General features: G+C 40.5%; 12 protein-coding genes. 8 read left to right on the top strand and 4 right to left on the bottom strand.

The features are described from left to right. Window positions 1–357 precede the first annotated feature (357 nt). Entirely contained in the window at window positions 358–720 is a 363-nt protein-coding gene (locus HYU69_03330; protein MBI2269369.1) for an MmcQ/YjbR family DNA-binding protein, read from the bottom strand. Between the two features lie 55 nt (window positions 721–775). Here HYU69_03330 and HYU69_03325 point away from each other — a divergent pair, with 55 nt between their 5' ends. The 7 genes from HYU69_03325 to mutY all read left to right on the top strand — a co-directional run bounded on the left by HYU69_03325 (window position 776) and on the right by mutY (window position 8,516). Next, entirely contained in the window at window positions 776–1,342 is a 567-nt protein-coding gene (locus tag HYU69_03325) for a hypothetical protein (GenBank protein ID MBI2269368.1), read from the top strand. Between the two features lie 110 nt (window positions 1,343–1,452). After that, window positions 1,453–2,676, top strand: a complete 1,224-nt coding sequence (locus tag HYU69_03320; GenBank protein MBI2269367.1) for a M28 family peptidase — start codon at window positions 1,453–1,455, stop codon at window positions 2,674–2,676. Window positions 2,677–2,722: 46 nt separating this feature from the next. Further along, window positions 2,723–3,391, top strand: coding sequence for a 16S rRNA (cytidine(1402)-2'-O)-methyltransferase (rsmI, locus tag HYU69_03315; protein ID MBI2269366.1), 669 nt, complete (start codon window positions 2,723–2,725; stop codon window positions 3,389–3,391). A gap of 312 nt (window positions 3,392–3,703) precedes the next feature. Next, on the top strand, window positions 3,704–4,750 hold the full coding sequence (gene corA / locus HYU69_03310; protein ID MBI2269365.1) for a magnesium/cobalt transporter CorA: 1,047 nt from the start codon (window positions 3,704–3,706) through the stop codon (window positions 4,748–4,750). A 78-nt stretch (window positions 4,751–4,828) separates the two neighbouring features. Then, window positions 4,829–5,590: a toxin-antitoxin system YwqK family antitoxin gene (locus HYU69_03305; GenBank protein ID MBI2269364.1), complete on the top strand. Its 762-nt coding sequence runs from the start codon at window positions 4,829–4,831 to the stop codon at window positions 5,588–5,590. Window positions 5,591–5,686: 96 nt separating this feature from the next. Continuing rightward, on the top strand, window positions 5,687–7,423 hold the full coding sequence (gene recJ, locus HYU69_03300) for a single-stranded-DNA-specific exonuclease RecJ (protein ID MBI2269363.1): 1,737 nt from the start codon (window positions 5,687–5,689) through the stop codon (window positions 7,421–7,423). Between the two features lie 43 nt (window positions 7,424–7,466). Beyond that, complete coding sequence (gene mutY, locus HYU69_03295) at window positions 7,467–8,516, top strand: A/G-specific adenine glycosylase (protein MBI2269362.1); 1,050 nt, start codon at window positions 7,467–7,469, stop codon at window positions 8,514–8,516. 10 nt (window positions 8,517–8,526) lie between these two features. Here mutY and HYU69_03290 read toward each other — a convergent pair whose 3' ends face one another. The 3 genes from HYU69_03290 to HYU69_03280 all read right to left on the bottom strand — a co-directional run bounded on the left by HYU69_03290 (window position 8,527) and on the right by HYU69_03280 (window position 21,214). Continuing rightward, the gene (locus HYU69_03290; GenBank protein ID MBI2269361.1) at window positions 8,527–12,687 is read right to left on the bottom strand and encodes an SBBP repeat-containing protein; all 4,161 of its coding nucleotides are present in this window, start codon (window positions 12,685–12,687) and stop codon (window positions 8,527–8,529) included. A 20-nt stretch (window positions 12,688–12,707) separates the two neighbouring features. Next, window positions 12,708–16,451 carry a hypothetical protein gene (locus HYU69_03285; GenBank protein MBI2269360.1) on the bottom strand — a complete coding sequence of 1,248 codons (3,744 nt, stop codon included), beginning with the start codon at window positions 16,449–16,451 and terminating at the stop codon, window positions 12,708–12,710. A gap of 68 nt (window positions 16,452–16,519) precedes the next feature. Next, complete coding sequence (locus HYU69_03280; protein ID MBI2269359.1) at window positions 16,520–21,214, bottom strand: SprB repeat-containing protein; 4,695 nt, start codon at window positions 21,212–21,214, stop codon at window positions 16,520–16,522. 191 nt (window positions 21,215–21,405) lie between these two features. On the opposite strand from HYU69_03280, the gene HYU69_03275 reads away from it, so the two are divergent. Then, window positions 21,406–22,947 carry a hypothetical protein gene (locus HYU69_03275; protein MBI2269358.1) on the top strand — a complete coding sequence of 514 codons (1,542 nt, stop codon included), beginning with the start codon at window positions 21,406–21,408 and terminating at the stop codon, window positions 22,945–22,947. Window positions 22,948–23,019: the final 72 nt, after the last annotated feature.

Genomic DNA, 23,019 nt, shown 5'->3' with positions numbered 1-23,019 from the left:
TTGCGTCTAATAATCAGAACACAATAAAGAGCAATACATATGAAAGCAAAAATTTTAATGCTGATATTGGGCTTAATGCTTGGCACAGCAACTGTAAAAACGCTAATGCACAACGTCACAGGCATTGCAGGCCGCACCTGGGAGTTATTGTCACTCCGCACCCCGTTATCATACCAGGTCCTGTTTATCGCAGCGCATGCCGTCCACACAGGGTATGGATAGAGGGCCATTGGAGATATAACCGTTACGGGCAAGCCCGTTGGGTACCGTCGCATTGGAGAATGGCATAGAGAAAATGCAGTTTAAGATACTGAATGAAGCACGCAGGATAGTAACGATAATATGAAGTCCCTGTTCTTATTGTCCGGCATCCTGCAGCTTCATTCTATCTTTTTTGGAAAGTCCAGTTACAACCATATCATACGAATGATCGATCCATGCCATTAATAATTTATCACTTACCGATCCGTCGACTTTTATCGTATTCCAGTGCTTTTTATTCATATGGTAGCCAGGGTGAACACAATCATATTGCTCACGCAACTCAATGGCTTTTGCAGGATCGCATTTGGCATTAAATTGCAAAGGAGTTTCATCCAGACTCACAAGTAAAAACACTTTCCCCGCTACCTTATATACAACTACCGAATCACCAAAAGGCATTCCTTCCGTCACTTCTCTTTTGTCCATGCAGTAATTATGTATCTCCTCAATGTTCATTGTGATAACCCTGAAAAAAATTGTATATTTAGCTGTATAATTTCAGTTCTAAACTATGGATAAAAATCAAATCAGGAAAGATATTGAAAACCTTATCGCTAACATCAAAGAACATTTTGATAATGCCCTCGATCACGATCATATACCACAGCTTGAACTCGAAACAATTGTAAACAAGATCGAAAAACTGCATCAAAAAGCTATAATTCTTCATTTCCTGAATGAAAAAAGTCATGATGGTGCCAGGGATCATAAAACCCCGGCAGCAGATCCTGAAACCTCTGCTACACCTAATGTTCAAACCGATCTGTTTGGAGCAGCCATCAGCCCAAAACCCGTAATGCAAGTTGCTCAAAAAGCGGAAAAAATAACTGATAAAAAGGTCGATGCCATTGCTGATATCCATACTGCTATTGGTATCAATGAAAAATTTCAATTTATAAATGAACTGTTTGAAGGCATTACGAATGAATATACAGCAGCCGTTAACCAATTGAATAATTATACCTCATTTACTGAAGCCGAATCGTTCTTAAACAGCATCAAAGAAATTTACAAGTGGAAAGATGATGATCTGGTGGTTGAAAAATTTATGAACATTGTTAAGCGGAAATTGAAGTAGTTGTTTGGTTAATGAGTTATTAGTTATGGGTTATTAAGTTAATGAGTTACTAAGTTATTCAGGTAGTTTATGTTTATCAATGAACTGTACCGAATAACTACACCATCAGAATGAAATTCTTCCCAAGGTACTTCTGTCTTCTTACTTTTTACTTCTTACTTCAGATTCTTTCTTCCCAGGATATTAAGTATGCCCGCAAGATTGTTGATACTCTTGCTTCCCCTTCCATGCATGGGCGCGGGTATGTAAACCACGGGGAAAAAATCGCGGCAAAATACCTGGCCGGAGAGTTTGAAAAATTTAAGTTGAAGTTCTGGGGTCAAAACTATTTCCAGAACTTCCAATTAAACATAAACACGTTTCCCGGTAAAATGTTTGTTTCAATTGACGGAAAACAACTCAGGCCTGGCAAAGATTTTATAATTGGAGGTACGAGTGCCGGCAAAAAAGGATCGTTCGGAATTAAAAATGTTTCCGCAGCGGATTTCACAGGATCAAATTCCAGAAAAAAATCACGCGTCGCTTTTGTGATAAAGGAAAACGTACAAATTACTCCTGATTGCAGCAATTGCCTGCTTCTATTCATTGAAAAAGGCAAGCTTATCATGGATATCGCTACTGTTTCCAGTCGTATTCCAATGTTACATATCTCTACTACAGCCTTTGATTCATTATCAAAAAAAATGAAAATAAATATTGAAAACAAAATGATCAGGGATTATCCAACACAGAATGTAATTGGCTATATCCCCGGCACACAATACCCCGACAGCTTTATTGTCTTCTCAGCACATTACGATCACCTGGGTCACATGGGCAAAAATATTTATTTCCCCGGCGCGAATGATAATGCCAGCGGATGCGCGCTGATGCTTAACCTGGCCAGCTATTACTCACAACACCCGCCAGAATATTCCATTGCATTTATGGCCTTTGGCGCGGAAGAGGCAGGTTTACTCGGCTCAAAATATTATGTTGAGCACCCTTTGTTCCCGTTAAAACAAATAAAATTTCTCATCAACCTCGACCTGCTTGGCACAGGCGATGAGGGTATAACTGTAGTGAACGGTGCTGTATTTAAACCCGAATTTGATGAGTTTGTAAAGATCAACGAGGGAAAAAAATATTTGCCTCAAATAAAAATACGAGGCAAGGCCACCAACAGCGATCACTATTTTTTTTCCGAAAATGGTGTCAAATGCTTTTTCATTTACACACTTGGAGGTATAAAAGCCTACCATGATATTTACGACAAGCCGGAAACATTGCCTCTTACTAAATTTGAAGATGTGTTCAGGCTGTTGACTGATTTTACAGAATACTTGCAAAAGTAATCTGTCTAAATTCGTAATTTGTGGTGTTGAACCAGAAACCTGAAACTTGAAACTTTTTATAATCCCCACGCCCATCGGAAATCTCGAAGACATAACACTTCGGGCACTACGCATTTTAAAGGAGGTAGATCTGATCCTGGCTGAAGACACGCGTACAACAGGCAACTTACTTCGCCATTATCAAATTGAAAAACCATTGCAATCGCACCACCTGCATAACGAACATAAAACGGTAGAACAGGTGATCGAACGCATTAAAGCAGGGCAAACAATAGCATTGGTAAGTGATGCCGGCACACCTTCCATTTCCGATCCCGGGTTTTTGCTCGTTCGTGAATGCCTGAAAGCCGGAATAGATGTGGAGTGTTTACCGGGGGCAACAGCCTTTGTGCCGGCATTGGTGAACAGCGGTTTACCCAGCGAGCGCTTTTGTTTCGAGGGATTTCTGCCACAGAAAAAAGGACGCCAGACCAAATTGAACAATTTAAAAGAAGAAGAACGCACAATGATTTTTTATGAATCTCCGTTCAGATTGGTAAAAGCACTTGAAGAATTCACCATTGCTTTTGGACCTGAACGCAAAGCCTCTGTTTCCCGTGAACTCACAAAAATGTTTGAAGAAACGAAACGCGGAACATTGCAGGAACTGGTAGATTATTTTAAGAGTAAAACTGTTAAAGGCGAGATCGTGATTGTTGTAGAAGGGAAGAAATAAGTCTCACCTAAATCCTCTCCAAAGAAAGAGGACTTTAAAATCCCCTCTGTGTATATGCCAGTGCGCAAGTGAGAGGGGTAAGCGGTTTGCAAATGCGCAAGCATGGGTATATTTAGTTCTTTAATATGCCGGTACTTATTGAGTTTGCGTCGCAAACGAAATTAGAACCGGCTATACCAGCAGCGTTGGCCAGTTTGTCTTCCGCAAACTTATGTAGCCATGGTATACTGTAAAATTTCAAAATATACGCACCTTTTATTCGTAAATTAGTACAAATTCCTGCCTGCGGTCAGGCAGAAACAATTCGTTGATATGACCCCAGATCATAAAAAAGGTTTGCCTCCCGGAACTCCGGTATACTCAGGCGAAAAACATCCTGAGAAGGTCAAGATCACCCTCATTGAATACAACGAACAGGAACTTATTGAAAAAGATTTTTTTGACATTCATGAATGCATGATCCATATTAAACCCGATATGGTGAAATGGATCAATGTGGATGGTATACACGATGTAGCTCTTATTGAACGTATCGGTAAGCTGTTCAATATACATCCTCTTACCCTGGAAGATATTGTAAATACCGATCAGCGGCCCAAATTTGAAGACTACGATCATTATGTAGTTTCAATAATGAAAATGCTTTATTACAATGGTGATCTGCAATCTGAACAGTTGAGTATTCTGTTGCTTGAGAACAACACGGTTATTTCTTTCCAGGAGATTCATGGCGGAGATGCGTTTGACCTTATACGAACCCGTATACGTCAGGGCAAAGGGCGTATCCGGAAATTCGCTGCCGATTATTTAGCCTATTGTTTAATTGACGCGGTGGTTGATTGCTATTTTTCAGTTCTCGAAAAAATCGGTGACCGCATTGAAGTGCTGGAGGAAGAGCTGATAGGTGAGCCCACAAGGCATACCCTTACCCGTCTCCACCACATGAAACGGCAAATGATATACCTGAGAAAAGTTGTTTGGCCGTTGCGGGAACTCATCAACAATATTGAACGAAGCGAAACTAAACTTATCATCCATTCTACCGCCATATATTTGCGCGATGTACACGATCACACCATACGTGTTATTGATTCTGTTGAAACGTTCAGGGATCTGTTATCAGGTATGATGGATATATATCTCTCAAGCGTAAGTAACAAAATGAATGAGATAATGAAAGTGTTGACCATTATTACAACCCTTTTTGTTCCTGTAACCTTTATAGCCGGTGTTTACGGAATGAACTTTGACTATATGCCTGAACTCCGCTCTCCATGGGGCTATATAGGAGTGTGGGCCGTCATGCTTACCATTATAATCTCGCTTCTTTTCTATTTCAAGCGTAAGAAGTGGCTCTGATATTTTCCCCGTTCGGAGTATTGTAAAACCACTCTAAAATTGACATATTTGTATGAAAAAATATTAAAATAAAGTAATATGAAACGTCTATTTGTCTCTATGTATTGCTTTGCTGCAATATCAGCATCAGCCCTGAATTTTGTAAGCGGCGATACAAGTAAAACCGATGCAGCAGGTAAAAAACAAGGTCTATGGAAGGAGATCATTAACGGACTGGAGTGGTATGGAAATTATTATAACGCCCAGAAGAATGGAGCCTGGCTTAGTTATCACCCAGGTACTGATCCTCCATTGATCAGCAGAACGGACAGCTACATCAACGGAAGAAAGAACGGACCAAGTATTGAAACTGACCGCACCGGCTATATTACAAAACAGGAAAATTATGCCAACGATACACTGGATGGCACCTCAGTTATTTACGCAAATGGCGGACATGCAAAATGGGTAGCCGTCTATCGTAATGGCAAACTTAACGGAGTAAAAAAACTCTATAACCAGGAAAATTTCAAAATCCAGGAAGAAGGAAATTATGTTAACAACCTGCGTGAAGGTATAACCTACTGGTACTTCCTTGAAGGTGAAAAAAGCATTCAATACACATACAAAAATGGTTTACTTGAAGGTAAAATGAAAACATTTTACAGGAACGGTAATATCAATTCAGAAGGAACGTATAAAAACAATGAATTGGAAGGAGATTATTTTGAGTATTATGAAGATGGCAAACCCAAAAATATCGGCAAATATGTAAACGGAAAAAAAGAAGGATTGTGGAAAGAGTATGATGAGGCCGGCAAAGTAAAACAGGTAAAATATAAGAATGATGTGGTGAAGTAGAGTTTCAATTATTGGGTTATTAAGTTATTTATGCTCAATCCAATTAACCCGCGAGCCTTATAACCCAATAACTTAATAACTCATTAACTTAAAACAATGATCGAAGCAAATACAAAAACTATTACCATCAACAAACGCTGGAAAATAAAAGAGAAAGCAGACACAGCTATCATCCGTAAATTAACCGCCGAACTTGGTGTTGATGCCACATTGGCAAATATACTGGCACAACGCGGCATTAAAGACTATAATACTGCCAAATATTTCTTTCGCCCCTCACTCACTCACCTGCATGATCCACTCCTGATGAAGGATATGGACAAAGCCATTGCGCGCATAGAAACTGCAATTAAAAAAGACGAGAAGATATTGATCTATGGCGACTATGATGTTGACGGAACTACAGCTGTAGCATTGGTATTTACTTTTTTTAAAAACATTCATAAAAACATTGATTACTATATTCCCGATCGTTACGGCGAAGGATATGGTATATCTTTCAAGGGAATTGATTGGGCAAAAGAAAACGGTTACTCACTTATCATTGCGCTTGACTGCGGGATAAAATCAATTGATAAAGTTGAGTATGCCAATCAGCGCAATATTGATTTTATTATTTGTGACCACCATCGTCCCGGGGGAGAACTCCCTGAAGCCATTGCGGTACTTGATCCCAAGAGAAGCGATTGCAATTATCCCTTTAAGGAATTATCAGGCTGCGGCATTGGATTAAAATTAGTGCAGGCTTACCTCGTTAAAAACAATTTGCCTTTTGAACAGTTGGGGCCTTATTTAGACCTGGCTGTTGTAAGTATTGCTGCCGATATTGTTCCGGTTACAGGCGAGAACCGTGTATTGGCTTATTACGGACTTAAACGTTTCAACAGTGATTCCCGTCCCGGTTTTAAAGCCATGCTCGAACTGGCCAATATCAAACGTGAACTTACCGTCAGCGACCTGGTATTTATTATAGGTCCCCGTATAAACGCTGCGGGACGCATAGAAAACGGAAAAAAAGCGGTTGAGCTTTTAATATCTGACAATAGCGCTTCTGCCCTGCTTTCCGGGCAAAACATAAATATTACAAATACACAGCGACGCGATCTTGATGTAAAGATCACCGAGCATGCCCTGAGTATGATTGACAACAATGATGCCCTGATCGATCGTAAAACAACAGTGCTTTTTCATAACGAATGGCATAAAGGAGTTATCGGAATTGTTGCGTCACGACTTATTGAAAAATATTACCGTCCTACAATCGTGCTTACTGAATCCAATGGCATGGCCACCGGCTCGGCCCGCTCAGTTAAAGACTTTGATGTGTACAAAGCAATAGAAGCATGCAGCGAACTACTTGAACAATTTGGTGGCCATAAATACGCGGCCGGATTGACACTCAAGCTGGAAAATGTTGCTGCCTTCCAAAATAAATTTGAAGAGGTAGTGAACGCGACTATTGAAGATCATATGCTCATCCCTGAAATCGAGATTGATGACACACTAAAGTTTAATGATATTAATCAGAAATTTTTGCGCATACTTAAGCAGCTGGCTCCTTTCGGACCCGGCAATATGTCACCTGTATTTTTAACAACAAATGTTGTTGACTCCGGCAATATATGTATCGTCGGGAACAACCATCTTAAAATGAACATACAGGATGCTAAAGATCCAAAGGAAACATTCGCCGCGATCGCTTTTGGAATGGGACATTTATTTAACGATATCTATCAACGTAAACCATTTAATGTTTGTTATACTATTGAAGAACATGAGTGGAATGGGAAGACCACCCTGCAACTGAATGTAAAGGACATTAAATTTATGTAATACAACCAAACTCTCTTCTTTGGAAAGGGTTGGGTGATGGCGCATGGATTTCACAAAAACTATTATTTCCTGGTACAACAAGAACAAACGGGATTTGCCCTGGCGCAATACTCGTAACCCTTATTTTATCTGGCTCTCGGAAATTATTTTACAGCAAACGCGTGTTGATCAGGGCATGAGCTATTACCTGAAATTTATTAAAGAATTTCCGACGATAAAAAAAATGGCTGCTGCACCGGAAGAGCGTGTAATGAAACTCTGGCAGGGACTTGGATATTATTCGCGGGCGCGCAACTTACATGCAACAGCAAAACACATTGCATTAAAACAAAAAGGGAAATTTCCGGAAACATACGAAGAGATAATTAAATTAAAGGGCATTGGTCCCTATACAGCCGCCGCGATCAGTTCCATTGCTTTTGATCAGCCTCATGCTGTTGTTGACGGCAATGTGTTTCGTGTGCTTGCCCGGGTGTTCGGGATTAAAACACCTATTGATTCTACAAAAGGGAAAGCGGAATTTTATGAATTAGCGAATGAATTGCTGGATAAAAAACAACCTGCTCTTTTTAATCAAGCCATGATGGAGTTTGGAGCTACCTGGTGCAAACCGAAAAATCCTGATTGCGCTGATTGTGTATTTAACAGTATTTGCCTGGCTTACAGTAAAAATTCAGTCGATATACTCCCGGTAAAAGAAAAAACAACCAAAGTTCGCGACCGATACTTTAATTACATTGTATTGAGACACAAGAACGATATTGTAATAAAAAAACGTACCGGAAGCGATATCTGGAAAAACCTGTATGATTTTCCGCTTATTGAAACAAAAATTAAATTAAATGAGCAAGCTCTATTAAAAACCGCTGAATGGGAAAAGCTATTAGCTAAATATGATCATACGATTCGATCGGTTTCAAAAACATATAAGCATGTACTCAGTCACCAGAATATTTTCGCCAGATTTTGGGAAGTGGAAACAAAGAGATCACTGAAAATCACGAACGAATACTTAGTTGTCGATAAAAAAAGATTTAACAACTATGCCATACCACGGCTGGTTGATATATATATAAAAGATTCGCTAAAATAATCGAGGGTCTTTACGGCGCACTCAGATTAATATTCACGCTGCAACCATTTTTATCTTTAATATTCACGTTATAATTTCCGGGGCAAAGTTGGTTTTTATACCTGTTCGCATAACCATCCGGCCAAAGATAAGTATATGGACTTGTGCCCCCTGTGGCATTTACCACTAACCATTCTTTGCAGCCGCAGCCGGTACAATTGGCAGCTCCCTTTGCAAACTGCCCACCTAAAGGAGCGGGCGTTACAATAGTTGCAGTTGCAGTTTTTATGCAACCTTTGTTATCGGTCACTGTTACAGTATAATTACCGGCAGAGAGGCCCGTAATTGCTTGTACAGTTTGGCCATTGCTCCAGCTATATGTATATGATGGTGTACCACTGCCGGGGTTTGCAAGAGCAGTTCCGTTTGCTCCTCCGTTACAGGTTATATTTGTTGGAGTTGTTGTTACACTTATCGCAGGATTGACTGTTACAACTGCTGTCGAACTTGATGTATTTCCCCCGGAATCTCTTATTGTTACCGTATAAGTAGTATTTGATACCGGACAAGGACTTATATTCTGTGTTGTGGCACCATTACTCCACGAATAAGTATATGGTGCTATTCCACCCGATCCGGTTGAGCTTATTGTACCACATAAACCCGGACATACCGAACTACCTGTTGCTGTTACTGTTGGTGAAGAACAATTTACAACAGTAAGATACCTATACTCCGAGGCTGTACAGCCGGAATTCGTGGTAATATGCCGAATTTCGTATGTCCCGACTGATAAAAAAGTATAAGAGAAATTTGCCGTTGTACCAGTAACACTTGTTGTTGTGGGTATTGTGTTTATTAACCAGCTATAAGGTGAGCCGGCTCCCGTAGAACCGGTATTGGTAAAATTTACCGTTGTCCCCATACAAATAGTGCCGCCAGGGGATTGTGTAAATGTAGCCGATGCCGAACTACTTCCTGTTATTGTAAATGATCTCGTTTCTGTACATCCATTGCCATCAGTAATAGTAACCGTATACCCACCTGCGGCCAATCCATTTATGGCCGAAGTTACACCACCATTGCTCCATGTATATATAAAAGGAGCTAATCCGTTGGTAACAGTTACTGATGCCCTTCCGGCTTGTGTGCAGGTAATATTACCGGATGATGTTGTTATTACCATAGGTATAACAGAAACAGAGGCACTACTTGTTTTGATACAGCTCTTTGAATCAGTTATAGTTACTGTGTAAGTTCCTGTAACCAGCCCTGAAGCAATAGAACCTGTCTGCAAATTGCTCCACAAATAATTGTACCCCGGGCTTCCACCTGAAACAAGTGCAGTAGCCGACCCTAAATTTGCAGGGCATACCCATTGAGCAATGACTCCAACATTTATTTCAGAAGGCTCTGTAACGTTGAAGTCTTGTACCGATTTGCAATTATTTACATCTGTTACAGTAACAGAATAGGAACCGGTACAAAGTCCTGTTGCTGCATTTATTGTTTGAGAATTATTCCATACATATGTGTATGGCATTACGCCTCCTGTAGGATTTATTGCAATACTCCCATTGCACAATCCTTTGCATGAAGTATTGGTTATTGTATTATTTAATGTGAGGTTGCCAGCTCCGCCACCAAGGGTAAAACTTTGAATCCCTTTGGTAGCATTACAACCTGTTTCAGTAATGGTAACTGAATAATTTCCGGGACAAAGTCCGGTAACAGTATTTGACGTACTTGTTGTTAAAAGTGTTTGAGTTCCATTGCTCCACACATAATTAAGAACTGAACCGGCACAAACATTACTTACATTGACAGTTGCAGAACCATTACAAACACTGCATCCTGTCGGATCAATTTTAGATTTCGTATATGTCGGAATGGTTGGATTAAACCTTGCAATAAAGGAATCATCATTTCCATTGGGACTATTATCAAAATATGCTCCTGAGCCTGGATTAACAAAAGGAAGCGCTCCATATGTTTCGCCGCCAACAAAAAGAGTTTGGCCATCTATGGGAGAAATAGCAATTGGGCCCCTGAAATTACCGTCACCGATATAACTTGACCAGGTCAACACACCTGCATTGCTAAAGCGGGCAATAACTATATCACTGCGGCTCATTGTTCCCTTAAAATAGGTTGAACATCCGGGATTAATTGTAGAAATATCCGGAGAATCTGTTTCGAACACTGCATAAACATTTCCGCAGTCATCTACTTCAGCTCTGTCGTAATCACCTGAATTAGTAGATAAAACACTATGATTACTTCCGCCAAAAAAAACGCTTGTCTCATCATTATTGCCTCCAAAATAGGTTCCCCATATCCTATTTCCCAGGTTATCAAACTTAAGAATGAATCCATCGCTCCAACCATTAAGTAAGCCGTCGTAATAACTTCCGGCACTATTTTGTAGAGGAAAATCTGCGGAAGTTGTGATGCCGTTGATAAATATATTTGATCCGTCGCACACTATGCCGGAAATATCCTCTGTTCCGCTTCCCCCATAATAAGTTGCCCAAAGGCGATTGCCCAAATTGTCAAATTTTAAAAAAAACAAATCCCTTCCACCTCCGGGGGGTGCCCCTAGAAAAAATGTTCCTGAATTGAAGGTATCAAGACCAATGGTACCAACACCGGCAATAAATACATTGCCCGAATTATCAATTGCAATTGCTGAACCATCAGCCTGAGCGCCCGGATACTGGGTTCCCCAAATATGATTTCCGGTATTATCAAATTTTAAAATAAACAGATTAAGCCCGGTTAATCCTGACTGATAATATGTTCCTGCATTTTTTGTAGGAAAGTTAGCAGAAGCAGTCCAGCCCGAAACAAAAATATTTCCGGAAGCATCTGTAGCTAAACCATAAGCAACTTCACTGGATAATCCTCCAAAATAAGTGGCCCAAAACCTGACACCGGCATTATTGAATTTCAATATGAATGCGTCTGAACCTGATGGCCCTTGAAAGCTTAGTGTCCCTTGAAAATACGTACCGGCATTTTGAACCGGAAAATTTGTTGAAGTTGTTTGTCCAACAACAAATACATTACCAAAAATGTCAACATTCACCATTAAAGGATGGTCGATACCGTTACCGCCATAATATGTACGCCAAATCAATGTACCAGTAGCAGAAAATTTTAGAATAAATGCATCGCCTCCTCCTCCGGCAGGTCCCTGAAAATATGATCCTGCATTTAAAACCGGGAAACCCGGGTTTGTATTCGTATAACCTGTTACAAATAAATTGCCTGAGGCATCACAATCAAAAGCTGTAAATCCATCCACGTCATTTCCTCCGAAAATTGTACACCAAACCAATTGCGGGTCAATAATTATTGTCTGGGATTTTAATTTTTCTGCTTCCACGCCCAAATTAAATTTAACAAGTGCTTCATAACCATCGTCTGTTTTACCTCGCGTACACCTATTTACATTTTTAATTGCAAAAATTGTGGGGATGTTTTCTTTGTTTTCCGCAATATAACTTACAGGAGCTTGTTCGGTTAAACTACCATAAGATGTATTAATCTTAATATTGCCCTGCTCATTGATATCGAGTATCTTCTTCGATCGGTATAATAATTTAATTTGATCGGGATCTGCTCCGGGATGAACTACAAAATCATATTTAAATCCCTTTGCATCTGAATTGTAAAACACCCAGTCAATACCCTGATACACATCCTGAATAGTTAATTTATTATAGCTATGTACATCAGATATTCCATTAGGACAATTCCCTAAAAAATATTGATTAAAATATTCTGACCGACCTTCTGAAACTACTTTTTCTCTTTTGATCGAAGCTCCTTTAAGCTCCATATCGATTCGCGTCCATTTCACTTCGCGACGCTCTCTATCATATGTTTTACTTGGTTCTACTACCTCCATCTCACGATCTTCATCCGCTTCAAAGAAACAATAAGTCAGACCCTTCTCGGTAATATAAAAATTCATACCCGGTGCTTCCGCTTTGAACAAAACAAAGGGAACGGGGCTCCCATTCATATCGGTCATGTGCCCTTTATTTTCAACAAACTTAACCGGCTTATTTTTTATAAAATCAGTTGCCCTGTTTTTTAAATCCGGGTCAATGGGTTTATTGCCGGCCGCAAAAAAACTTCCTGCAATTAACAAACCAAGCAGAGTATGAATAATGTTTCTCATCATAGCAATTAACATTAAAATAATTAGGGAGTACTCAAATTAATACTCACGCTGCACCCGTTTTTATCTACAATATTAACATTGTATGTACCCGGGCAAAGCTGATTTTTATATCTGTTCACATATCCATCCGGCCATGAATAATTGTACGGACCTGTGCCGCCTGTGGCACTTACCATTAACCATTCTTTGCAGCCACATCCTGCACAATTGGAAGTCCCTTTGGTAAATTGTCCTGTTAAGGGCAGGGGATTCGTTATTGTGGTGACCGAAGTTTTTATACACCCTTTGCTATCGGTTACAGTAACAGTATAGTTCCCTGCCATCAACCCCGTCGCAATTTTGGCAGATTGTCCATTACTCCAATTATAACTATAGGACGGGCTGCCGCTTCCAACAACAGCGTCCGCCGACCCAACGCCACCACTACAGCTGATATTTGTTGCAACAACTGTAACAGTAACGGCCGGGTTGACTGTTATGGCTGCAGTAGAAGTGGCGGTCTCCCCGGTCGCATCTCTTATAGTGACCGTATAGATAGTAGTTGATACCGGACAGGTGTTGACATTTTGTGTTGTAGCACCATTGCTCCACGAATAAGTATAGGGAGCAACTCCACCAATGGCATTTGAAGTAACATTTGCACAGAAACCCGGACACATTGAACTGCCGGCAGCGGTTACTGTCGGATTAGAACAATTGACAACGGTAACGGTTGATGTAACCGTTTTTAAACAGCCGCTTGTAGTAACAGAATGCGAAACGGTATATGTTCCGGCCGTTAAAAATGTATAAGAGAAATTTACGGTTGTTCCGCTTACCGCCGGATTTAAAGGAGAAATATTCCAGGCATAAGTGCCTGTTGTACCCGTATTAGTAAAGGTTACAGCCGTACCTATACAAATTGTTCCACCCGGCGATTGCGTAAATGTGGCCGAAGAGGGGATCGAACCGGTGATACTGACCGACCTCGTCATTGTACATCCTTTATTATCAGTAACAGTAACCGAATAAGTACCTGCTGAAAGATTTGTAATTACGGGACCGGTCTGACTATTACTCCAGGTATAGGTAAACGGAGGAGTTCCGCTATTAAGTGCAACTATGGCACCCCCAGCAGTGTTACAATTAATATTTGTGCCTACCACATTTCCCGCGGGTCCCTTAGGAAGTACAATGTTTACAGCCTGGCTGGCGGTACAACCATTATTATCCGTAATAGTAACGACGTAATTACCGGCAGTCAGACCGGTAGCTATTTGAGCTGCTTGTCCGTTATTCCACAAATAAGTATATGGTGTTGCACCTCCGGCAACTGTTGTGGCAGCGGTGCCGCTTGCACTATTTGTACAGGTGGCTGGGTCGGTAGGAGTAACTGTTAATGTTAATCCATTTCCCGGACCGGTTAACGTATAATAAACAGTATCCCTGTTACAGGCTCCATCCGTTACTTCCACCCAATAATTTCCTCCGCATAATCCAATACTGTTGGTTACATTCGATGTATTAATAAGTTGGCTCCCATTACTCCACCTGTAATTATAAGGAGGAGTTCCGCAATTCACCTGTATTGTGGCACTGCCACAGGCACAGCCGGCAGGATTTGCCTGGGACTGAGTATAAGTGGGAATGACAGGGGTAAATTTCGCGACATACGCATCATCATTTGTATTAGGGAGGTTGTCATAATACGCCCCGCTGCCCGGATTTGTAAACGGATATCCTGTTCCGGAAGTCGCTCCTGATATTTCACCGGTAATAAACATATCACCCTGTTTATCCAGGGCAATTGCTGTTGCAAAATCAGAGCCCGCCCCTCCCCAATATGTAGCCCACTGAACAACACCCGATAAATTAAATTTTACGTAGAAACAATCTCTGCCTCCCCCATGGGAGCCCTGATAATAATTGCTGCATCCCGGATCGAATGTGTAAATATTTGCTGAAAGTGAATATGCTCCGAATCCCATATATATATTGCCGCAATCATCTATTTCCAGGTTGTCACCGGAATAATTATCCTCAATACCAGCTCCTCCATAATAAGTTGCCCATGTCCGAACTCCACTCGGATCGAAACGAAGAATGAACTCATCGTCATTTCCGGCATTTGATGGCTGATAATAAGCCGCACCCCAGGCCTGAACCGGAAGATCTGTTGACCCGGACAAACCGACAGCAACTATATTTCCCGGAGTGTCTGTACGTATCGTAATTATTTTATCCACTCCGGTTCCACCATAATAAGTTGACCAGATCAAAGTTCCAGTTGAATTAAAGCGGGCTAAAAATCCATCGTTATTACCCGCGTTCGCAGCCTGATTATAAGCCCCGCCCCACGCTCTTAAAGGAAGATCAGTGGAACTGGTTTGTCCACCAATATATATATTGCTCCCGACATCAGTAAAAACAGAAAGTCCCGTTTCGCCATTCGACCCTCCAAAATAAGTAGCCCATAACAAATCTCCGATATTACTGAACTTTAAAATAAAAGCATCGTTTCCTCCTCCAAAAACGCTTTGATTATAGGCCAAAGGGTTTCCCGGAAATGGCTGGGTGGGAAAAGCCGCCCCAGCACTGCCTGTGACATAAACATTACCTGAAGCATCTGTAGTAACTGATTGGGGATTGCAATTCGGATAATAGGTAGCCCATATCCTGTTTCCCATATTGTCGAACTTTAAAATAAAACCTCCGGTGTTTGTATTGTTGAAATATGCCAGTGGATTTCCGGTATGTGCCTGAGTTGGTATACTCCCGGCAGTTCCAACGACAAACACATTTCCTGACAGATCGGTTTTTATTGAATATCCTGTTGCCCAATCGGCCCCTGTACTTGCATAATATGTACCCCAGAGACGGACACCAGTATTACTGAATTTTAAAATGAAAATATTCCTGGCAATTCCACCCCCATTAGGGCCCAACGAATTATTATAATAGGAAGCCGGATTTCCAATATGTACCTGTGTTGGAAAACCATTAAACTGCTGAGTATAGCCTGAAATATACAGGTTACCATTGCTATCACAATCGGCACTTTGCGGACCGTCCGCTCCGGTACCGCCGTAACTGGTGGCCCATACTAATTGAGGATCTATTATAAGGGTTTTTGAAGGATCATATTCTTTAAAAGAAAACTTAACATGCGTATCGTATCCCGAATGTTCGTTTTTTAAAATATCATTTCGAATAAAGCGGGAAGTGATCTCCTTATTGCTTTGAAAAGAAACTGGTGAGTGCTCAGTAAGTTCGCCATCCCTTGTCTTTATCAGAATATCACCATTATCATCAATGCTTAATCCATCCAGCGAAGAATAGATCAACTCTATTCTATCGGGGTCAGCACCGGGGTGTACAATAAAATCATACTTAAATCCTTTTTCTCCCGCGTTGTAAAATACCCAATCAATACCGGGATACACATCCTTAATAGTCACTTTTGCATAACTGCGTATGTCAGTAATTCCACTTGGGCAATGGTTTAAAAAATACTGCTCAAAATATTCCGACTTCCCTTCTGCATCAATATTCGCCTTTTTTATTGAAGCGCCTTTCAGCTCCATATCGATCCGCGACCATTTTACCTCCATCTCTTCACTTTCAGGATCATATATTTTCCCTTCTCTTTTGGATTCGTTTTCCTGAGCTTCCACATGCTCATATAAACAATATGTAACTCCTTTTTCAGTTATAAAATAATTCATCCCTGACGTTTCCACTCTGAATAAAACAAAAGGAATTGGCTTGCCATCCAAATCCGTCATTTGTCCTTTATTCTCAACAAACTGAACCGATTTGTTTTTCAGGAAATTGGCGGCCTTATTTTTAAGCGCTATGTCAATAGTTTTACCGTTAAATTAAGATTCACACTACAGCCATTTTTATCTTTAAGATTTATAGTGTAGTTGCCCGGACAAAGCTGGTTCTTGTACCTGTTTACATAACCATCAGGCCATGAATAACTATAGGGACTTGTGCCTCCTGTAGCATTTACCATTAACCATTCTTTACATCCACAATTTGTACAGTTAGAAGTGCCTTTGGTGAACTGTCCTGTTAAAGCGGGCGGTGATATTATTGAGGCAGTAGAAGTCGTAACACAACCTTTTGAATCAGTTACTGTAACAGTATAAATTCCTGAACCCAAACCTGAAACTGTTGAACCTGAAACCAAATTACTCCAACTGTAAACAAAAGGTGAAGTGCCGCTTGTCGGATTAGCAAACATACTGCCATTAGTGCCTCCGTTACAGATAATGGATGAAGTTGTAATATTAACACCAACAGCAGGATTCACGGTTACTGTAGCGGTGGCGGTAGATGTGGCGCCTCCCGAATCAGTAATTTTAACCGTATATATTGTTGTTGAAGCAGGACATATATTTATATTCTGAGTAGTGGCTCCCGTGTTCCAGGAGTAGGTATAGGGAGCTGTTCCGTTACTTCCTAACGCAGATAGATTTGCACAAGTTGTGGGACAAACGGACATACTGTTTACTGATACAGTCGGTGAAGTGGAACAGGTACTAACGTTCACAGTTACAGTATCTGTTAAGATACAATTATGAATCCCGCTTAACGTAAGTGTATAAGTTGTAGTTGAGGCAGCTCCTGATCTGGGATTAGCAATAGTTGAATTACTTAAAGTTATTGGAGGAGTCCACGAATAAGTCGGGGGAGGTGTGCAAAACGTAAATAAGGTTGTTATTCCACTGCCACCTCCGGAGCTTGTAGCAGTGGAGGTTGAACAATTCACTCCTGCCCCGGAATTAGCAATATAACTTCCGACAGTACCTGAAGTGTAAACCACATCTGCTCCTGAAGTGGTTGCATTTGACCAGCATATTTGTATACTTAAATTACTTACCCCATCCCATTCATAAGGCATATCAAAAATAAATGAATTCCATCCGGTCGTCGTACTAATAGGTTTGGCGTTAAATACAGTAACAAAGGCAGGATCATTATAGGTAGCTGTCCCGCACATCATTTTAATTGTAAAATTATTGAACGGCTGTGTACTTGCTTTTGACTGAACATTAAATGCAAGTTTTGTGATGACAGAACTGCACTTAAGGCCGCTGGTAATTAATTCGCTGGCACTGATAATATGTATTTGTTTCAAACCCGTTACACTGCCGTTAAAAGGTGTGGGCGTATTAAAAGTTGATGCTAAAGTTCCTACTTGGGCTGTTTGTGTTGCCCCGGAACAACCGGAAGGCCTTGTCCCGCATTTACATAATGGACCAATAACGGAAGAATTCAACTGAACACTATCACCTTTGCACATTGAGGAAACTGCTGCGATTGCATCCACTTTATTTACTGCATCTATAGATATTAATGCGGTTGAGGAACATCCTTTAGCATCAGTAACCGTAACCGTATGATTACCCGTCGTCAGACCTGTTACTGTATTTGCCGTTTGCCCGTTACTCCACAAATAAGCAAATCCGGGAGTTCCTCCCGCTGTATTCACTATTGCCGAGCCATTACTCCCGCCTCCACAGGATGCGTTTGTAAGTGAATTTATTCCAACAGTAAGATTTGCCGGCTGCGTTAAAACAATTGACGTTTGAGGAGAACAACCGTTGGCATCTGTTATATAAACAGTATATGTTCCGGCAGCCAAACCTGTTGCTGTCTGACTTGTTTGTCCGGAAGGACTCCAGGTGTATGTAAAAGGCCCTGTACCGCCAACCGTTGTTGCACTGATACTTCCATCATTTTTACCGTTGCAACTAATGTTTGCAGTAATATTTGCACCTGCTGTTATTCCTGTATGGGTATTGGCAATTGTCACTATTGTTACATTTGTGCAACCCGCATTATCGCTCGCGGTTACAGTATAAATGCCGGCTGATAATCCTGTAGCAGTTGTAGCTGACTGATTTCCGGGCATCCAGCTATATGTATACGGACTTGTTCCTCCTGAAGGGGTGATAGTAGAACTTCCAGGACTATTACAATTTGCATTATTCTGAGTAGCAGACAAAGAGAAACTTCCACTTCCACCGGTTATAGTATAAGTAGCTTTCACGCTGTCACAGCTGCTATAAGCAGTTACTTTATATGTTTCGGCACAAAGTCCGGTAATAGTATTTGTTGCATTGGTATTATTCAGTGTTATATTACCATTACTCCAAACATAATTATAACCGGGAGTTCCGCAACTTAAATTAATTGTCGCCGTTCCATTGCAGGAGCATCCGGTCGCATTTACCTGTGACTGTGTAAATGCAGGAGGAACAGGATCGAATCGTACAATAAAAGCATCGTGATTTCCTGTATGCGTATTGTCGAAATAGGCTCCGCCCCCTGGATTCACAAGAGGGGCCGGCGCCTGAATAACTTCTCCTGTAGCAAACAATCGGTTCTTGTCATCCACATCTATGCCTGGCCAATCCTGATTATTCCCTCCGTAATAGGTTGACCATACTAGAGAATTATTTTTGTTGAATTTGGTAAAAACAGCATCATACGCTCCCGCCAGTGTATTATCCAGGTAAGCTCCGCAACCGGGGTTTAATGCAGGGTAATCCGTGGAATAAGTTGTACCTGAAATAAAAATATTATCACAATTATCCGCAAAGATCGATTTAGTTGTTCTGTTTTGACCCTCAAAACTTGACCCTCCGACATAACTTGACCAAACCAGATTTTTGACCGGGGTAAATTTACTAATGAAGAAATCTATTCCGCCACCCAATGCATTATCAAAATAAGCACCTACTCCGGGATTCCGAAGTGGGAAATCCAGTGAACCGGTTCTGCCGAAAACAAAAACATTACCACCGTTATCCGCACATATTCCATATGCGCTTTCTGTAGCGGTTCCCCCTAAATAAGTACACCATGTTAAATTTCTTGATAAACCAAATTCGGCTGCAAAAACATCAGCTCCTCCGGCAATTCCAGGCTGAAATGCTCCTGCGGTTACAGGCAATGTATTTGAAGTAGAAGATCCTGTTACCAATAAACTTCCGGCAGGTGTAAATCTGATATCATTAATCTGCTCTGTGCTTCCGGCAAAAAAAGTTGACCAATTAAGAACGCCGGCGGGAGTAAATCCGATAAGCGCGGGAGCACTGGTTCCTGTTCCGATAATTGTCGGCTGATAATATGCTCCACCACCCGGATTAAAAAGCGGTGAGCCGGCGCTTAAGGCTCCGCCGATTAAAATATTTCCTGTTAAAGGATCGATGTCTATGGAATTACCGCTGGATGGGGTACCACCGGGATCTCCATAAAATGTGGCCCATTGCCTTATTCCGGCGCTGTTGAATTGCACTAAATACAGTTGAGCTGCTCCGTAATTGGCTGCCTGATTATACGCTCCCGCCTTTGCCTGTAAAGGAAAATTGCTTCCGGGAGAACTCCCAACAACAAACAGATCGCCCGCGTTGTTTAAAGTCATATCACCTATTGCTTCACTGCCGTTACTGCCATAATATGTTGACCAAACAAAGCTGTAATTCGCATCAAACTTCGCTATCCACCAATCCTGCATCCACCCACCACTTGCAGCTCCTGTATTAAATACACCCTGGAAGTAAACACCTCCACTCGGATTCAGCAACGGAAAACTTCCGGCGTTCTGCGTATATCCCCCGATGTACACTTCACCGGATTTACTGACAACAACTCCATAAGCACCGGTTGTTCCTCCTGAACCAAAATAGGTACTCCAATATATTTGAGGATCTATGTCAAGCCTTCTGGACATAGTATGATCCGGAAGTGAAAAGGAAATTGTTCGTCCATTCAGAACAAATTTAGTTTTGAGTTCCTGTCCATCCTGGTAGCTTATAGGTGCAGCCTCCGAAATAGTACCCATACCAACTTTTATGCGAACACTGCCATCGGCAAGTAATTTAATGTCCTTGTCTTTAATATGGTCGTATTGAATTTGAATTTGAGAAGCGGATGCTCCGGGGTTAACAATAAAGTCATACTTGATCCCATCTTCGGTGGTTTTTAATACCCAGTCAATACCGGGATAAATATTCTTTATAGTAACATCTTTATATTTCTTAACATCATATATGCCATCGGGGCAATTGGGATAGAAGAAATTATAATGTTCCCCTCCGGATCGTTCACCCGGAATAATATTTCCCCGATCAATTACCGCATCCTGAAGATTCGCGTCAACAAGTTGCCATTTCATATCTATTTCCTCCTGCTCCTCATTACTATCCAACTGGCCGGATCCAGCTTTAATATCATTCTCTTCATCTTCTCCTTTTTCAATTATTTTAATCTCCTTAAATATATAGCTGAGACCTTTTTCAGTGACATAAATATCCATATCAGGTGTTTCCAATCTGAATAACACAAACGGAACAGGCCGGCCATTCATGTCCACCATTTGCCCCTTATTTTCAAGAAAGCCGATCGAACTTTGCTGCACGGCCATACATTTATCAGCTTTGGCTTTTTGCTCAGGGTCAACCGTCTTATTACCACCGGCAAAAATGGCGTTCGTAATATGCAGAACTACTATAAGGAAGTAAACGTTTTTCATCGTCACATCTGTTAAGAAATGTATCAAACGAAATTTACTAATTAAATGAAGGGAAGACAAATAAAAAACACTTCAATTATTAAAAATTGATGCGCAAGATTTTTTGTATATTTATCTATTTATCAGATATTTATATAATCTAGAATAAATTTTCGATGAAACAATCTCAACTATTTACTCTTATAAGATCAATGAGCAGATCAGAGAAAGGGTACTTCAAAAAGTACTCCACCCGACATGTGATCGGGGGAGAGAATGACTATATAGTACTTTTTAATGCCATTGAAAAACAAAACGAATATGATGAAACAAGGCTTATAAAAAAATTAAAGAAAGAAAAATTCATAGCTCACCTCGCTGTTCTGAAAAAATATTTATACAAACTCATTTTAAAAAGCCTGAGAAGTTATTACGAAGAGGGCTCCATTGATTTTCAAATTAAATCATGGCTTGCCGAAATATCTATACTATATGAAAGGGGTTTGCCCGACCAGGCGGCAAGAGTTTTACAAAAGACCAAACGAATTGCAACTGAAAATGAAAAATTAATATTGCTGCAGGAAGTCAACGAATGGGAACGAAAAATAATCAAAAATAATCTTTACAAAGATCAAACCCCGGACCGGCTTTCTGCGCTGGAAAAAGAACAAGATCTGCTTCTTAGAAAATCTGAGCTTCTCAATAAACTCCTCAGTCATAGCGAAAGAACATTTTTCGCTGATTATCATCTTGGCAATGAACAGAAGAAAGTACAAATGAAAAAAATAAGTTCCGAACTGGATGCTCTTTATAAAGGGAGGAACATTGCTCACACTTCATTTCAATCTGATTTTTTATACTATAGAATCCTCAATAAACATGCTACTATACTGGAACCTCAAAGCGATCCGATAGACACTAAAAAAAAATTGCTTCATTTACTGGAATCACATCCACACGCTATTCTCAATGATCCGGATAGTTATATTGTTACCCTGTTCAACATTCTGGCAGGGGCCGAGCATTTGGTTGATACAAAAGTGCAGGTAGATATTTTGAATAAAATAAGTGAATTCGAAAACGCTAACAGGAGATTTCTATCGTTCAAAAATCAGATCAAAATATTTTCCTATTTAAGCATTATCCGGACTCATTTATTTATTTCCACTGCCAATTTTGAAGAAGGCCAGGATTATATCAACAATCAGTTGCTTAAACAAATGAAACGCTATGGGGAAAAAATAAACAGCTATGATAAAATCATTCTCAATTTTAACATACTATACATATACTTTGGAGCACAGAACTATAAAATGGCTCTGCGTTGGAGCAATAAAATCATCAATGAGTATTCCGAAAATATTGCGGATGAGGTGTATGAAACAACTAAACTGATAAATCTTATTATACATTATGAACTGAAAAACATGCTTACCATCTCCTCGGTCATATCATCGGCGGAAAGATATTTCCGGTCACGACCCTCCTCGGGTACTATTCCTCATTTTTTACAGGGAATAAAAAATATATTTTCGGCACAGGGGCATCAACAGGCAACTGAGGAAACAGAAGAATTTAAAAGGTTAAAGGACACAATACAAGAAAGTATTCGATCAGATCACGATGACAGATTTTTAAAAAATTTTGATTTCATCTCCTGGATCGAAAGCAAAATACAAGGTCGACCATTTTCGGATGTTTTGATGGAGAAAACAAACCTCTTACCATCAGGTGGCAGGAAAATCAGTGATTGAAAAAAATCAGAAAATGGTATTTAATAAAATATAACACCTCTGTGATAATCCGTCGTTTTACATTTGTAACTA

Source organism: Bacteroidota bacterium, from assembly GCA_016183775.1.
In the GTDB taxonomy this organism is placed as follows: Bacteria; Bacteroidota; Bacteroidia; order JABDFU01; family JABDFU01; genus JABDFU01.
Note: the sequence above shows the minus strand (reverse complement) of the source record. Positions and strands in the feature narration are given on the sequence as shown.